Raw genomic sequence first — 15,798 nt, 5'->3', positions numbered from 1 at the left:
GCCGGAGGCAGCGCGTGCCGTTCACCCCCTGCACGGTGCGCGCTGCTTCGCACCCGACGTCGGTGTCGGCTGACGCCTCCGCGGATCCCCCCCCGACCCGTGGGGGCGTCGGTGTATTCGTGGCTCCGTCGGCGTGCCACGACGGCCGCCCGCCCCGGCGGGAATACCGTGCACGGGTGAGAGTGCTGCGCCGATCCTCCGCCGTGGCCGCGGCCGAACCCGTGGCCGAGCCGCAGGACGCCCCGGTCGACCGGGACGTCCCCGCCGCGCCGTCCGGGCCCGCCGTCGGGCAGCCCGAGCACCGTGCAGGCGCCGCAGGCGCCGGGTCGGCGCCCGCCGGACCGACCACCTCCAGCCCGATGGTCGACGCCGTGCGGCAGTGGCGCGCCGGCCTGGTGGAGATGGTCGGGGGGCAGAGCCTGGCCGACGTCGGTCTGCTGGGCGAGGCGGTGGTCGACCTGTCGGCCGCGCACCCGTCCGGCGTGGCCCAGCTCTTCGCCGGACGGCCCACGCGCCTGTCCAACCTGGTCCGTGAGCCGGCGACGTTCCCGCGGGCGCGACGGCGCGCGCGTACCGTCGTCGTGCGGTCCGCGGAGTACGCGGCGCGCTACGGCATGGCTCCCACCTATCTGGCGCTCGGCGTCGCGACGTGGCAGGAGCCCGTGGACGCCGCCGGCGAGCCCACGGGGGACCGTCGTGCGGACCTGACGGCGCTCGCGGACGCCACGTCGGGGGACAGCGCGGCGGAGGCGGGGACGGACTCCCCGTCCGGCGCCCGCCGGCCCGACGAGTCGGCAGGGATCCGGGCCGCCGGGACGGACGACGGTGCGGAGCAGCCGGACGGCAGCGCGCGGCCGGACGGCACCGACCGTCCGGACAGCGCCGGGCAGCCCGACGGGGACGACGCCGCACCCCCGGTGACGACGTCGATCCCGGTGGTGAGCGTCGCGGCGCGCGAGGAGTGGGTGCGACGCCAGGTGCCGCCGTCGGACGCCGGGGCGGGACCGGTGCGGACCCGGACCGTGCACGCGCCGATGCTGCTGCGTCCGGTGACGCTGACGCCGCGCGGCGAGGGGGAGTCGGACTACGAGCTGACGCTGGAGCCGTCGGTCGAGGTGAACCCGGTGCTCGTGCGCACGCTGGCCGCGCGAGGGGTCGGCGTGGACGCGCAGGCGCTCGCACAGGCGGCGTTCACGGCCGCCGGGTTCGACCCGGACGACGTGCTGTCGCGGGTGGCGGGGCTGGCCTCGGAGCACCTGGAGGACTTCCGCTGGGAGGACCGCACCCTGGTGGGCACGTTCGTGCACCCCGGCCAGGCGCTGGTCGACGACCTGGACGAGCTCGCTCCCGGCCTCGGCCGCCACGAGCTGGTGGCGGCGCTGGCGGGTGCCGAGCAGGCCCGCGACCGGGTCGCGCGCGTCGAGCTGCCGGAGCTGCGTCGCGGCGACGCCGACCCGGCGCGGGAGCGCGGCGTGGGTGACCTGGACCCGCAGCAGCGGCACGTGGTCGACGTGCTGTCCACCGGCAACCACGTGTTCGTCGACGCGCCGGTCGGTGCCGACGTGGCCGGCACGCTGGCCGCCGTCGTCGCCGAGGCGGCGGCCGCGGGACGCTCGGTGCTGTACGTGACGGGGCACCGGCGGGCCGCGGACCGGCTGGCCCAGCAGCTCGACGAGCTCGGCCTCGGCAACCTCTCGCTCGACGTGACGCCCCGGCCCACCTGGCGCGAGGACATGGCGCAACGCCTCGCGGGTGCGATGGCCACCGAGCCGGAGCAGGTGGACGCCGCCGGACCGGCGCAGGTGCGCGACGCCCTCATCGGGGCGCGGGCCCAGCTCACGGGGTACATCGACGCGCTGCACCAGCGCCGGGCGCCGTGGGGCGTGTCCGCCTACGACGCCCTGCAGGAGCTCGCGCGGCTGACGTCGGAGCGTCCGACGCCGTCGACGGCGGTCCGGCTGGACCGTGCCACGGTCCTCGCGACGGACGCCGACCGACGACGGCGCGTCACGGGCGACCTGGAGCGTGCGGCCGAGCTCGGCGCGTTCACGCTGCGCCCCTCGGGCACGCCGTGGTTCGGCGCCCACCTGCTCACGGCGACCGAGGCGCGGGACGCGCTGGCCCGCGTGCGGCGCCTCAAGGAGACGACGTTCCCGCAGCTGCGCCGCCAGATCGCCTACGCCGGCGAGGTCACGGGCCTGGACCGGCCCCGGACCGTGCGCTCGTGGGGCACCCAGCTCGAGATGCTCGCCGGGATGCGCAGCACCCTGGACGTCTTCCACCCGATGGTGTTCGAGCGCACGGCGACGGACCTGGTCCAGGCGACGGCGTCGCGTGCGTGGCGGCGTGAGCACGACGTCGAGATGGGCTGGTTCACGCGCCGCCGCCTGCGCAAGCGGGCCCGCGACATGGTGCGTCCGGGGGTCCGCGTGCCGGACCTGCACGCGGCGCTGACCCAGGTCGCCGAGCAGCGCGACGTGTGGGCCGAGCACTCCTCGCGGGGCGGCTGGCCGACGCTGCCGGAGGGACTGGCGACCATCGAGGACACGTACGAGGCGGTGCGGATCGACCTGGTCGAGCTGGAGCCGGTGCTCGCCCCGACCACGCACGGCGGACGGCTGCTCGACCTCGACCTGGACGCGCTGGCCGAGCGCCTGCACCAGCTCGCCGGGGACCCGGAGGCGCTGGAGACGCTGCCCGAACGTACCGCGCTGCTGCGCCGGGCCCGCGAGGCGGGCCTCGGCGCGCTGGTCGACGACCTGACCACCCGCCGGGTGGACGCCTCCCGGGTGGGCCCGGAGGTCGACCTGGCCTGGTGGTCGAGCGTGTTCGAGCAGATCCTCGCCGAGGACCCGGCGCTGGCCGGTCAGGACGGCGCCGGTCTGGACGCCCTGGCGCACCGGTTCCGCGACCTGGACGTGCGGCACCTGGCCGCCCTGTCCCAGCCGGCCCGGGTCGCGGCGCGCGCCCACCTGGGCAGCGCCATGCGGGAGGACCGCGACGGCGCCGAGGCGCTGTTCGCCGAGCTCATCGAGGGCCGCATGACCTCCCTGCGCGACCTGGTGGAGCGGTACGGCGACGTGGCCCGCCGGCTGCGGCCGGTGGTGCTGGCCACCCCGACCCTCGTGCCGCACCTGATGCCGGCGCATCGCACCGTCGACCTCGTCGTGCTGGACGCCGTCCAGCACGTGCCGACCGAGGTCGTCGTGCCGGCCCTGGCGCGGGGCCGCCAGGTCGTCGTCGTCGGCGACCCGCGCTCGGCGTCGGGCTCGAGCGTCGCCGAGCTGGGCGAGCTGCTCCCGCGCGTGACCCTGGCGCCGCAGGAGAACCGCCGCGACCCCGCGATCACCCGGCTGCTCGCCGCCCACGGGTACGCCGACCTGCTGCGGCCGGCACCCCTGCCGCGGTCCGAGGAGCTGGTGCGCCTGGACGTCGTGGACGGCACGGGCATGCCCGACCCGTCGTCCGGGTCCGTGGAGTCGACCCGCGCCGAGGTGGACCGGGTCATCGAGGTCTGCATCGACCATGCGCTGACCCGGCCCGAGGAGACCCTGGGGATCGTCACCATCACCGCGGCGCACGCCGACCGGATCCGTGAGGCGCTGCTCTCGGAGGTGCGTGCCAACCCGGCGCTGGCCTCGTTCTTCTCCGGACGCCGGCCCGAGCCGGTCGTCGTCGCCGACATCACCGGCGTGGCCGGGCTGTCGCGGGACACGATCCTGCTGTCGGTCGGGTTCGGGCGCACCCCGCACGGGCGGGTGCTGCACCGGTTCGGCGCGCTCGGGTCCGACGGCGGCGCGGCGATGCTGCTCGGCGCGATCGGTGCCACCCGGCGCCGGCTGCACGTGGTCTCCTGCTTCGACGCCGACGCGCTGGACCCGGAACGGCTGCGCGCCGGAGGGCCGCGCCTGCTGCGCGAGCTGCTCGAGGTCACGGCCGAGCGCAGCGGCGTCGCCGACCAGGTCGAGCTCGGCAACGGCGTGGACGTCGGCCGGGTGCCGGACCGGTTGCTCACCGACCTGGGCGAGCGGCTGTGGCGCCTGGGCTACCTGGTCGAGACGGACTACGGCACCGACGACGGCGAGCACGTCCCGCTGGCCGTCGGTCACCCCGACCTGCCGGGCGAGCTGCTGGTCGCGGTGCTCACCGACGACGCCGACTACGTGGCCGAGCCGTCGGTGCGCGTCCGTGACCGCCAGCTCGCCCAGCGGCTCGAACGGCTCGGCTGGACCGTCGCGCAGGTGTGGTCGGCGGCGGCGTTCCTCGACCCGGACGGTGAGGCGGACCGGGTGCGCCGGCTGGTCCAGCAGGTCCGCGACGAGCGGATCGGCACCCCGGGCGGCGTCCCGGTGCCGCCCGAGGTCGTGGTGCCCGTGCTGCCCGACGACGGCGAGCCGACGCCGGCGGCGGAGCGGTCGGCGTCCACGGCGGACTGAGACCCGGGGGACAATGGGGCGGTGAGCGACGACCCCGCACCGCAGGACCGGCCCGACGAGGCCGCGGTCCGCCGTCGCCCCCGCCGTGCCGTGCGCCGGGGCACCGAGCGCGAGACCGTCTGGGGCGCGACGTCGGACGACGAGGCCGCGCACGACTCCAACGACGAGCGGCTGCGTCGCGACGTCCCGCCCCACTGGTGACCGCGTGGACGCTTGAGGGAAGGGGTCAGTGGCGGCGCTGCGGACCGCCGCCCGCCAGCAGGTCGCGGATCTCGGTGAGCAGCACCACGTCGGGCTCGGGGACCGGCTCCGGCTCGGGCTCCTGGCCGCGGGCACGCCGCTCGGCCAGGTGGTTCATCGGCATCACCACGAAGAAGTACAGCGCGGCGGCCACGATGAGGAACTTCAGCAGCGCGTCGAGCACCAGGCCGATGCTGAACTCCGCGCCGTTGAGCTCGAAGTTGCCGACGGCGGTCAGGTCCGGCTGGCCGAACACGGCCGCGATCAGCGGGGTCAGCAGCCCGTCGACGAAGGCGGTGATCACGGTGGCGAAGGCGCCGCCGATGACGATGCCGACCGCCAGGTCGACCACGTTCCCGCGCATGATGAACTGCTTGAATCCGGCCAGCATGTGAGTTCCTCTCCTCCCGACGGCGCGTCGACGGCCGCGCGCCGGGACGATTGTTTCCGCAGGCACGCCACGGCGCAACGCGGAGCGGCGCGACACAGGCGGCCGTCCGGCTGCCGCGGCGCGCGTCAGGGCACCAGCACCGCGACGACGGTGCGTCCGCCGGACGCCGCGGAGACGGCGGCGGCCTCGTCGGGATCCACGGCGACCAGCGTCGGCGGCGCGTCCGCGGCCGGACCGGTGCCCTGCAGGAGACCGCCGCTCGACCCGCCGGACCCCGGGCCCTCCTGGGGCGGCAGGACCAGGGCGCGGCGCGCCAGCCGGCTCCCGCCGTCGTCGCCCTGGCCGGCGAGCAGGTCGACCCGGTCTCCCGGGCGCAGCCAGCCCGGCTCGGTGACACGGACGGCGACCACCACGCGTCCGGCCGGGGCTCGGACGGCGTCGGCGGGGACCAGGCCACGGTGCAGGGGGACCCCGGCCGGCAGCGCCACCGCGGCCGTGCGGCCGACCAGCTCGTCGACGTCGGTGACCAGCCCCGCGGGCATCAGGTCGGTGGCCACGGCCGTGGTGGCGACGTCGGAGGCGGTGATCGACGCGCCCGCAGGCACCTCCCGCGCGGTGACCACGACGTGCGCGACCGGGGGCGGGGGCGGTCGCAGGGCGTCGACGGCGACGGCCGCCGCGAGCCCGCAGCAGCCGGCGGCCACGACGAACCGAGCCCGCCAGATCAGCGTCCGGATGCGGTGCAGCGCACGTGCGAGATCACGTTCCATGCCCGCGACGGTAGGGCCGGCGGGCGCCGGGCCCACCGTCGCCGGACACCCGTCTGTGGACGGTCCGGCGCACGGTGCGACCGGGGGTGGGCCGCGGCCCGCGGGATCAGGCGGAGGCGGCCTTCGACGCCGAACCCGACGAGCTGCCCGAACCCGACGAGGACGACCCCGACGAGCTGCCGCCGCCGGACGAGGACGAGCCCTTGGCCGAGGAGGACTCCTTGCTCGACGAGGACGACCCGCCCGCGGAGCTCTTCGACGACGACCCGGCGCGCGAGTCGGTCCGGTAGAACCCGGACCCCTTAAACGTCACACCGACCGACCCGTACTGCTTGCGCAGGGTGCCCGAGCACTCCGGGCAGACGGTCAGCGCGTCGTCGGTGAACGCCTGACGGATGTCGAAGGCGTGGCCGCAGTCGGCGCACCGGTAGGCGTAGGTGGGCACGAGAACTCCTCGGGGCTGGCACTCGGTTGGCGTGAGTGCCAATCATACGCCGGGCGGTAGTCTCGCCTGCGTGTCAGAGCGCGCCACCTCCGAACCGACCGGACCCGACGAGCCGCAGACGGCCGACGACGACCGCCCCGACGACCGCCCCGACGCCGGACCGAGGCCCGGCTCCCGCCTGCGCCGGGCCGCCGTCGGCCTGAGCGTGCTGATCGTGCTCGCCGTCGTGGCCTCGGTGTCGTTCACGGTGGTCACCGTGCGCGCCCCGCTGCCCGAGGTCAGCGGGACCCAGACCGTCCCGGGGCTCGAGGGTGAGGTGACGGTGCAGCGCGACGCCCAGGGCGTGCCCCACGTGACCGCCTCGAACGCGCAGGACCTGTTCGTCGCGCAGGGCTACCTGCACGCCCAGGACCGGTTCTTCCAGATGGACTACCGCCGCCACGTCACCGCGGGCCGGCTCGCCGAGCTCGTCGGCGACGTGCCCGAAGCGGTGCAGGCGGACCAGGTGATCCGCACGTTCGGCTGGCGCGAGGTCGCCGAGGCCGAGTGGGACCTGGTCTCGCCCGAGACGCGCGCCGCCCTGCAGGCCTACGCCCAGGGCGTCAACGCCTACCTCGCCGACCGCGGCCCCGACGACCTCGGCGTCGAGTACACGGTGCTCGGCACCCGGGTGGACCTGTCCGCCCCCGACCCGTGGGACCCCGTCGACTCGCTGGCCTGGCTCAAGGCGATGGCGTGGGACCTGCGCGGCAACTACGACGACGAGCTCGACCGGGCGCTCGCGTTCAGCACCGTCGAGGACGTCGAGCTCGTCGACGAGCTCTTCCCGAGCTTCGCCGCGGGCGGCAACACGCCGATCCTGCAGCAGAGCGACCTCGCCACGGGCGACGGCTCGCGCGCCGAGCAGGCCTCGACGTCCTCGGCCTCCTTCGGTTCGGCACTGCTCGACGAGGCGGTCGCCTCCGCCCGCGACGCCGTGTCCGCGGTGCCGGTGATGGTCGGTCGGGGCGAGGGCACCGGGTCGAACTCGTGGGTCGTCTCCGGCGAGCACACGGCCTCCGGCGCGCCCCTGCTGGCCAACGACCCGCACCTGTCCCTCGAGATCCCGGGCGTGTGGTCGCAGGTCGGCCTGCACTGCGAGCAGGTGGGCGACGAGTGCCCGTACGACGTCGCCGGGTTCGGGTTCGCCGGGTTCCCCGGGGTGATCATCGGTCACAACGCCGACCTGGCCTGGGGCCTGACGAACATGAACGCCGACGTCACCGACTTCTACATCGAACGGGTCCGCGACGACACGTGGCTGCGCGACGCCGAGTCCGAGGAGTGGGTGCCCATGGAGACCCGCACCGAGACGATCCGGGTCAACGGCGGGGACCCGATCGAGCTGCAGGTGCGGTCCACCGACCACGGGCCGGTGCTGTCGTCGGCGCTCGACGTCGACGAGGTCGTCGGCGCGCCCACCGAGACCGGGACCGGGTTCGGAGAGTACGCGGTGTCTCTCGCCTGGACGGCGCTGGAGCCGGGGCGGACGGCGGACGCCGTGCTCGCCATGATGACGGCGGCCGGCGCCCAGGACGTGCAGGACGCGGCCGCCCTGTTCGACGTGCCGGCCCAGAACATCGTGTTCGCCACCGCCGACGGGCACATCGGCTACCAGGCGCCGGGCAGGATCCCCGTGCGGGACCGCGTCCGGGGACCCGTCCCCTCCGACGGCACGTGGCCCCGGCCCGGCTGGGAGCCCGCCTACGACTGGCAGGGGTACGTGGACCCGGCCGACATGCCGCGCTCCCTGGACCCGGAGTCCGGGTTCGTCGTCGCTGCCAACCAGGCCGTGCTGCCGGCGGGCACGCGACCGTACCTGTCGAGCGACTGGGACCCCGGGTTCCGGTCCGAGCGCATCCGTTCCCTGCTGACGGAGCAGATCGACGCCGGGCGACCGTTCACGGTCGAGGACATGGAGCGCATCCAGCAGGACGACTGGTCACCCTTCGCGGACGCGCTGGTGCCCGTGCTGCTCGACGTCGACATCCCCGACTCCTACGACGCCGCCGGCCAGGAGCTCCTGGCCGGCTGGGACTACTCGACGGGAACGGACTCGGCGGCCGCCGCCTACTTCAACGCCGTGTGGCGCAACCTGCTCGCCGCGACCTTCGAGGACGACCTGCCCCCGCAGATGGCGCCGACCGGTGGCGCCCGCTGGCTGGTGGTGGTCCGCGACATGCTGGAGCGGCCCGACGACCCGTTCTGGGACGACCGCTCCACCGTCGGCGTGGTCGAGACCCGCGACGAGGCGCTCCTGCGAGCCCTCGTCACGGCCCGACGGGACCTCACCGTCGAGCTGTCCAAGGACCCGGCCGACTGGGACTGGGGCTCCGTGCACGAGCTGTCCCTGCAGCACCCCGTCCTGGGCGGCGACGACGTGCCGGCGCTGGTGCGCGACTACGTCAACCCGCGCCCGGTGCAGCTGCCCGGCGGCAGCTCCATCGTCAACGCCACCGCCTGGGACGCCTCGACCGGCAGCTTCGCCGTCACGACGGGTCCGTCGATGCGCATGGTCGTGGACCTGGGCGACCTGGACTCCTCGACGTGGGTCGAGGTCACCGGGGTGTCGGGCCACCCGGCCTCGCGGCACTACGGCGACCAGCTCGACGCGTGGGCGGCGGGGGAGTCGTTCCCGTTCCCGTTCTCCCGCGAGGCGGTGTCGGGCGCCGCGGAGGAGACCGCCACGCTGCAGCCCTGAGCCGCGCCCGGCTCCTGCTCAGGCCGGCAGCGGCCACCAGCCCTCGGGGGTGGCTACGGCGTGCACACGCACGTCGTGGCTCTCGAACGGCAGGGGGCGCTCGGCGGCGTCGTACAGCTCCTCGGGGAACACCACCGCGACCGCCCGGACCTCGGGGCGTGCCTGCTTGAGCACGCGGTCGTACCAGCCGCCGCCCTGACCGAGGCGGGTGCCCGAGGTGTCCACGGCCAGCGCGGGGGAGATGACGACGTCGGCCTCGAGGATGGCGTCCGCCCCGAGGTTCTGGCCGCCCGGCTCGGGCGGGCGACCCGGTGCACGCTCCAGCAGGTCGTCGGGGCCGGTGTACTCGGCCCAGTCGCGGGCCAGGCCGGCACCGAGGACCGGCAGCAGGATGCGGGTGCCGCGGGCGGCGAGCCGCTCCAGCAGGGCACCGGTGCCGGGTTCGGTGGGGCGTGCCGCGTAGGTGGCCACGACGTCGGCCTCCTGGACGGCGGGCACGGTGGCGAGCACCTCGGCGAACGCGGAGGCGGCCTCCTCGCGCAGTCGCGGCGACCTGCCCTCGCGCTGGTGCCGGATGGCGCGCCGCAGCTCGTCCTTGGCGTCCTCGGGCTCCATCCCGGGGGCGACCGGGTAGGGCTGGTGGACGCTGGAGGGCTTGAGGTCGCCGTGCATGGTGACATTGTGGCAGTCTCCGGAGCACGGTGGACCCGGCGCGCCGGGACGGACGAGGGATGCGATGAGCGACGCCAAGAGGTGGGCCGTGACCAGGCCGTGGCCCGTGACGCTGCGTGAGGACACGCCGTCGGGCGCCGTGGTGCTGCGCCCGCTGCGCCGCCGCGACGGCGGTGAGTGGATGCGGCTGCGGCGCGTGAACGCCGACTGGCTGGAGCCCTGGGAGGCGACGACGCCGGGGGAGCGGCCGGGCGCGACGACGTTCGGCGAGTACGTGCGTGCGCTGACGTCGCAGGCGCGTGCCGGCACGGCGCTGCCGTTCGTCATCGAGCTGGACGGGGCGCTGGCCGGGCAGCTCACCGTGTCGGCGATCCAGCTCGGGTCGCTGTGCTCGGCGAGCATCGGCTACTGGGTCGCCCGCGAGCACGCCGGACGCGGCGTCGTGCCGACCGCGGTGGCGATGGCCACCGACTACTGCTTCCAGATCGTCGGGCTGCACCGCATCGAGATCAACATCCGCCCGGAGAACGCGGCGAGCCTGCGGGTGGTCGAGAAGCTCGGCTTCCGCGACGAGGGGATCCGCGAGCGGTACCTGCACATCCAGGGTGCCTGGCGCGACCACCGCTCCTTCGCGCTGACCGCGGAGGAGGTGCCGCAGGGCCTGCTGGCCCGGTGGCAGCAGGTGCGCGACGGCGCGTAGCCGCGTCCAGGTCGCGGACACGCCGCGTGGTGTGCGGTCCCGGCCGCCCCGGCTCGCCTACCGTCATGGGGTGGACACCTCGCCGGCAGGACTCGCAGCCCTCGCGCTGATCGTCCTGCTGCTCGGGTTCTGGGTCCCGCAGCAGGTGCACCGGCGTCAGCTGCTCGCCGACGCCCGCACGGGCGACCGGTTCTCCGGCGGGCTGCGGGTCCTGACGGTGGCCGACGGAGCAGGGAAGGGGCGGCCGATGCGTCCGACTCGCACGACCGGCGGGACCGGTGGGAGCGTCCCCCTCGTGGGCCCGCCGCCGGCACGGTCCTCCTCGGCGACTCCCGGTCCCGGCCGGTTCGCCGTCCTGGAGCGGCGCGCCGCCCGCGCGCGGCGCCGGCTGGTGATGACGCTGGCGCTCGTCCTGCTCACGGCGGGCGCCTGGACCGCCGTCGGCCTCGGCTACCTGGTCTGGCAGGCGGCCGTGGTGCCCTCGGCGCTGCTCCTCGTCGTGCTCGTCCTGGGGCGGTTGGCGGTGCTGTCCGCCCGGCGGTCCGACGCGCGCTGGCGTGCCGAGCGCCGGGCCCAGCAGCAGCGCGCCACTCAGCGCCGCACCCTGGCGCACGGCGGTCCGTACGCGCCGCGCAACCGGGCCCGCGTCACGGGACGGGCCGTGCACCCCTCGGACACGAGCACCCAGATGATCCCGCGGGTGCAGACCGACGGCACGCCGTCAGCACGCGCACGTGCGGCGTCGTCCCCGGCCGGCAACGACGCGGGCGCCGAGCGCGCGGACGACGCCGACCCCGAGCGAGGCGCGGCCGGCTCCGGGCGCGTGACCGACTCCGGTCACGAGCGGGTCGATTCCGGCCCGACGGCGGGCGTCGGCCCGGTCCTCGGCGCCTCCGGCGGGACGCCGTGGCGCGTCGGGGGAGAGCCGTGGGAGCCGGTCCCCGTCCCGCTGCCGACCTACGTGACCAAGGCGCAGGCGCCGCGGCGTGAGCAGGAGACGACCGTGCCGGTGCACGCCCCGCGTCCGACGACGGCGGCACCGTCGGGGAGCGACGCCCCGTCCGTCGGTCCCGACCACGGGACGCACGAGGACTCGGCCGCACCGCCGTCGGGCGACTCGGCGCAGCCCGCCGGCGACGAGCCGCGGCCGAGGACCGAGACCCTCGGTCTGCCGCTGGAGCAGATCCTCGCGCGTCGCCGCGCTGCGGGCTGACGGCCGCCGTCGCCCGCGCGGCTGCGACGTACGTCACGCGGTGACCTGCGGGTCGATTTGGCCGGAGGCGGTGGCAGGGTGCTAATCTTGCTACCGCTTCACGGGGCTATGGCGCAGTTGGTAGCGCGTCTCGTTCGCAATGAGAAGGTCGGGGGTTCGAATCCCCCTAGCTCCACCCGCAGAAGGCCCGGAACCGCACGGTTCCGGGCCTTCGTCGTTCTCCGGGTGCCACGCCGCGCCCCGCCGGAGGGTGTACCGCCAGTGTCTCCCTCGTCCGGCCCGGCCGTCCTAGCGTGGAGACAGAGGACGCGCCCGCCGCAGCAGCAGCGAGCGCGTCGCACCGAGAGGAAGGCAGATCATGATGCTGAACGAGACCTACACGCTCTCGAACGACGTGACGATCCCGAAGCTGGGTCTGGGGACCTGGTTCATCGACGACGACGTGGTCGCGCAGGCTGTCCGCGACGCCGTCGAGATCGGGTACCGCAACATCGACACCGCCCAGGCGTACGGCAACGAGCGCGGTGTCGGCGAGGGCGTGCGTACCAGCGGCGTCCCGCGCGAGGAGATCTTCGTGTCGACCAAGCTGGCCGCCGAGGTCAAGACCTACGACGACGCCGTGGCGGCGATCGACGGGTCCCTGGAGACCATGGGGCTGGACTACGTGGACCTGATGCTGATCCACAGCCCGCAGCCCTGGGACGACTTCCGGGGTGGCGACTACGCCGACGGCAACCGTGAGGCCTGGCGTGCTCTCGAGGAGGCGTACGAGGCGGGCAAGCTGCGGTCGATCGGGGTGTCCAACTTCGAGCAGAAGGACCTGGAGAACCTGCTCGCCGGCGCCACGGTGAAGCCCCACGTCAACCAGCTGCTGGTCCACGTGGGCAACACGCCCTTCGAGCTCCTCGAGTTCTGCGAGAGCCAGGGCGTCCTCGTCGAGGCGTACTCGCCCATCGCGCACGGGGAGATCCTCGAGAACGCGCACGTGGCCGAGATGGCCGCGAAGTACGGCGTGACGGTGCCGCAGCTGTGCATCCGCTACACGCTGCAGCTCGGCACCGTGCCGGTGCCGAAGACGGCCAACCCCGCGCACATGCGCAGCAATGCCGAGGTCGACTTCGAGATCTCGGACGAGGACATGGAGGTCTTGCGCGGCGTGCATTTCCGCGACTACGGCGACAGCGGCGTCTTCCCCGTCTACGCCGGCGGCTGATCTCCTCGATCGGAACGGCGGACGAGGGGCCCCTCCGGGTATCCGGAGGGGCCCCTCGGCGCCGCCTGGTGCCGACGAGCAGCTCGCCGTCTACGCGGACCCGGCGGGGTACCCGTTCTGCCTGTGCCGGGCGGCGGCCGACCGCGGCTGAGCCCCGGCGCCCGGTCACGACCACGGCCGACCGTGTCCGGGCGGTGAACGGTGGTGAACACTCCCGGAACACTCGGCATCGGTGTCCGTTTGGTCCGTCATGACCGTTCGGTCCGAGCCCATACTGCACGCGTGCACGACGAGATCACCCAGGTCGCCCGCCACCGCCAGGTCCGCGGAGGAGCCCGTCTGGCGGGCGTGGTGTCGGACCTCGCCCGTCCCGTCACCGTGGTCGACTCCTCGATGCCGGTGGGCCAGCTCGAGGTGATGTTCCGCAACCCCGAGGTGACCTGCGTCGTCGTGCAGGAGTCCGGGGGCGAGCGCACCGGCATGATCATGCGGACCGGGCTGACCGCGGCGCTGACGGGCCGGCTCGGCTACGGACGGGCCGTCCTCGAGCGCAAGCCGGTCGCGAGCGTCACCGACTGGACGCCCATGGTGGTACGCCCGGACGACGCCGTCTCCACGGTCGCCACCCAGGCCATGGAACGCCCCGAGGAGCACCGGTACGACGACGTCCTGGTCGCCGGGCGCACCTGGGGCAGCGCCGGGACGGCCGACCTCATGCGGTCGCTGGTCGCCGCCCTGGCCGAGCGGTCCTCCCAGGACCCCCAGACCCGCCTGCCGACGCGTGCCGCGACCTGGCACTCCCTCTCACGGCGCTGCGACCTGGTGCGCACCTCCGGCACCCGGGTCGTCGTCGTGCTGCTGGACGTGCGGGGCATGGCGCGGCTCAACGCGCGCCACGGGCTGGCCGTCGGGGACACGGTCCTGGTCGAGCTGGCCCACCGGCTCCGCACCGGGCTGCCCCGCGGTTGCGAGGCCGGACGGGTCGACGGCGACCGGTTCGCGGTCCTGGCGACGCTGCCCCCGATGGACGACATCCACGCGGCCGCCTCGGCGGACCAGCTGCGCCGGCACGTGCTCGCCCAGCTGGTGGAACCCTCCGGCGGCGTGGACGCGCCGGCCTGGCCCGAGCTGCGGTCCGCCGTCGTCTGGTCGGTGGCCGGTGCCGCCGTCGCCGAGGAGCTGGTGCGCGAGGCCGAGTCACGGCTCGCGCGGACGGCCCTGCCCGTCGAGACCGCCGACCGGGTCCCGCAGAGCTGACCGTCCGTCCCGGCCGGCCGGCCCCCTAGCCTGCTGCGGGACATCGACGCAGCGGCGAGGATGCGCCAAGATGGAGTACGTGCCTGCGCGAAACGTCCGATTCGTCCTCGTGGTGCTCGGCCTCGTCGCCCTCGTCGGCTGCGGTCCGGCCTCGCCCGAGCCCGTCCCGGAACCCGACGGCCCCGCGGTGCACCGCGTCGTCGACGCACCCGACGCGCACACGGTGCTCCTGGACGCCGCGGAGCCGGCCGAGCTCGCCCTCACCGCGAGCCAGCAGGTCTACCGCCGGGCGCCCGTCGTCGTGCTCGCGGCGGAGACCCGCGACGACGACGGCGCCCACCTGCGTGCGGTCCACGCCGCGGCCGCGGAGGAGCTCGAGGCGCCGGCCCTGCTGGTCGGCGGCTCGGTGTCGGAGCACGGCGTGACCGACGAGCTCGAACGGCTCGGTGCGCGGGTGGCGGTCGTCGTCGTCCCCGACCCGTCATCCGCTGCCGACGGCTCCGACGACGGCTCGGGAGCAGCGCCCTCGGCGTCCGCGACGCCGGCCCCGGCGTCGGCGGAGAGCGCGGCGGAGGCGGCCGGCGTGGAGACGGTCCGGCTCGAGGTGTCCGACCCTCTGCCGAGCGTCGAGACCGAGCACTCGCTGCCCGACGACGACGCCGAGCGGCTGCGGGCGGACGTCGACGCCGCGCTCGCCGGGGCGCCGACCGGTGCGGCACCCGCCGAGTCGTCGACGTTGCGCGAGGTCCTGGCGCTCACCGACCCGCAGCCCGGCCACGAGGCGGCGGTCGCGACGCTGCGCGCCGCAGGAGCGGTGGACCATGCCGTGCCCGGCGGTGACATCGCCGGCTCGCCGGAGTCGATCGAGCGGATCGACGCGGCACAGGCGCTCGCGGTGATCGGCGTCGGCCCGTCCTTCGGGACGCCCGCGGAGTTCGCGTGGCGGGTCGCGACGGCCGAGCGGGGCGACCTGCTGCCGACCGGCACCCAGCACCTGCTGCCCGCACGGTACGTGTCGGTCGCCGGCGATCGACGCTCCGACCCCGCCGACGTGGTGGCCGAGGCCGCCGGGACGGCCGAGGCCTACGCCGGGCTCGACGGAGGGCCGGTCGTGCCGACCGTCGTCGTGCAGGCGAGCGCGGCGGCCGGGCACCCCACCGAGGACGGCGACTGGGTCGCGGAGGAGCCCGCCGCCGAGCTCGAACCGCTGATCGACGCCGCGCGGGAGGCTGGCCAGTACGTGCTGCTCGACGTCGGTGCGGGGACGGGCGCGCTGGTCGAGGAGATCGAGCCCTACGAGGACCTGCTGGCCCGTCCCGGCGTGGGTGTCGCGCTGCACCCCGAGGACCGGCGGTCGGACGGCGTCAACCCGCCCGGGCAGGTCTCGATGGCGGAGCTGCGGGACGCCATCGCCTATATTGAAGGAGTGGTAACGAATCACGGTCTGCCCCCAGCGATGGTCGTCGTGCACCAGACACGACCCGAGTCCGTCGTCGACCGTGCCCAGCTCGGCAGGGCGGCGGCCGGCGCCGCCGTCGAGGTCGTGGTCACCGCGGACCGCACCGGTGCCATGACCGCCACCGACTGGGTGTGGGGGCGAGTGACCGACGACCTTCCCGACGGGGTCCACCCCGGCTGGTCCGGACCATCGCTGGTCCCGTACCAGACGCCCGACCTCGTCCCGACGGACCCGGCGCCGCTGCTCGTCGCCGGGTCCTGAC

General features: G+C 75.3%; 12 protein-coding genes and 1 tRNA gene. 9 read left to right on the top strand and 4 right to left on the bottom strand.

All coding sequences use genetic code 11. The features are described from left to right. Positions 1–176: 176 nt before the first annotated feature. Both HDG68_RS01810 and HDG68_RS01805 read left to right on the top strand, forming a co-directional pair. A complete protein-coding gene (locus HDG68_RS01810) occupies positions 177–4,436 on the top strand; it encodes a hypothetical protein (protein WP_343037373.1) in 4,260 nt (1,419 codons plus the stop codon). A 21-nt stretch (positions 4,437–4,457) separates the two neighbouring features. Next, complete coding sequence (locus HDG68_RS01805) at positions 4,458–4,637, top strand: hypothetical protein (RefSeq protein ID WP_172148116.1); 180 nt, start codon at positions 4,458–4,460, stop codon at positions 4,635–4,637. A gap of 25 nt (positions 4,638–4,662) precedes the next feature. Here the strand turns inward: HDG68_RS01805 and mscL are convergent, their stop codons facing one another. The 3 genes from mscL to HDG68_RS01790 all read right to left on the bottom strand — a co-directional run bounded on the left by mscL (position 4,663) and on the right by HDG68_RS01790 (position 6,282). Then, entirely contained in the window at positions 4,663–5,067 is a 405-nt protein-coding gene (mscL, locus tag HDG68_RS01800; protein ID WP_172148689.1) for a large conductance mechanosensitive channel protein MscL, read from the bottom strand. A 125-nt stretch (positions 5,068–5,192) separates the two neighbouring features. Continuing rightward, positions 5,193–5,837: an SAF domain-containing protein gene (locus HDG68_RS01795; protein WP_172148687.1), complete on the bottom strand. Its 645-nt coding sequence runs from the start codon at positions 5,835–5,837 to the stop codon at positions 5,193–5,195. Positions 5,838–5,943: 106 nt separating this feature from the next. Then, positions 5,944–6,282, bottom strand: coding sequence for an FmdB family zinc ribbon protein (locus tag HDG68_RS01790; RefSeq protein ID WP_172148685.1), 339 nt, complete (start codon positions 6,280–6,282; stop codon positions 5,944–5,946). Positions 6,283–6,352: 70 nt separating this feature from the next. Between HDG68_RS01790 and HDG68_RS01785 the strand changes: the two genes are divergently transcribed. Continuing rightward, positions 6,353–9,022, top strand: a complete 2,670-nt coding sequence (locus tag HDG68_RS01785; RefSeq protein ID WP_172148683.1) for a penicillin acylase family protein — start codon at positions 6,353–6,355, stop codon at positions 9,020–9,022. 18 nt (positions 9,023–9,040) lie between these two features. Here the strand turns inward: HDG68_RS01785 and HDG68_RS01780 are convergent, their stop codons facing one another. After that, positions 9,041–9,694 (bottom strand): 5-formyltetrahydrofolate cyclo-ligase, encoded by a 654-nt coding sequence (locus HDG68_RS01780; protein ID WP_172148681.1) that lies wholly within the window; start codon positions 9,692–9,694, stop codon positions 9,041–9,043. A gap of 64 nt (positions 9,695–9,758) precedes the next feature. Between HDG68_RS01780 and HDG68_RS01775 the strand changes: the two genes are divergently transcribed. The 6 genes from HDG68_RS01775 to HDG68_RS01750 all read left to right on the top strand — a co-directional run bounded on the left by HDG68_RS01775 (position 9,759) and on the right by HDG68_RS01750 (position 15,797). Beyond that, a complete protein-coding gene (locus HDG68_RS01775; RefSeq protein WP_172148679.1) occupies positions 9,759–10,394 on the top strand; it encodes a GNAT family N-acetyltransferase in 636 nt (211 codons plus the stop codon). A 70-nt stretch (positions 10,395–10,464) separates the two neighbouring features. Then, positions 10,465–11,607: a hypothetical protein gene (locus tag HDG68_RS01770; RefSeq protein ID WP_172148677.1), complete on the top strand. Its 1,143-nt coding sequence runs from the start codon at positions 10,465–10,467 to the stop codon at positions 11,605–11,607. Between the two features lie 102 nt (positions 11,608–11,709). Then, positions 11,710–11,782: transfer RNA gene (locus HDG68_RS01765), tRNA-Ala, on the top strand. A 183-nt stretch (positions 11,783–11,965) separates the two neighbouring features. Further along, a complete protein-coding gene (locus tag HDG68_RS01760; protein WP_216647870.1) occupies positions 11,966–12,820 on the top strand; it encodes an aldo/keto reductase in 855 nt (284 codons plus the stop codon). Positions 12,821–13,102: 282 nt separating this feature from the next. Further along, positions 13,103–14,077, top strand: coding sequence for a diguanylate cyclase domain-containing protein (locus HDG68_RS17510; protein WP_343037372.1), 975 nt, complete (start codon positions 13,103–13,105; stop codon positions 14,075–14,077). 79 nt (positions 14,078–14,156) lie between these two features. Beyond that, positions 14,157–15,797 (top strand): hypothetical protein, encoded by a 1,641-nt coding sequence (locus HDG68_RS01750; protein ID WP_172148675.1) that lies wholly within the window; start codon positions 14,157–14,159, stop codon positions 15,795–15,797. Position 15,798 lies beyond the last annotated feature (1 nt).

This window comes from Isoptericola chiayiensis (assembly GCF_013149805.1).
Classification (GTDB): Bacteria; Actinomycetota; Actinomycetes; order Actinomycetales; family Cellulomonadaceae; genus Isoptericola; species Isoptericola chiayiensis.
The sequence above is the reverse complement of the archived record's forward strand: the minus strand, read 5'-3'. Positions and strand labels throughout refer to the sequence as shown.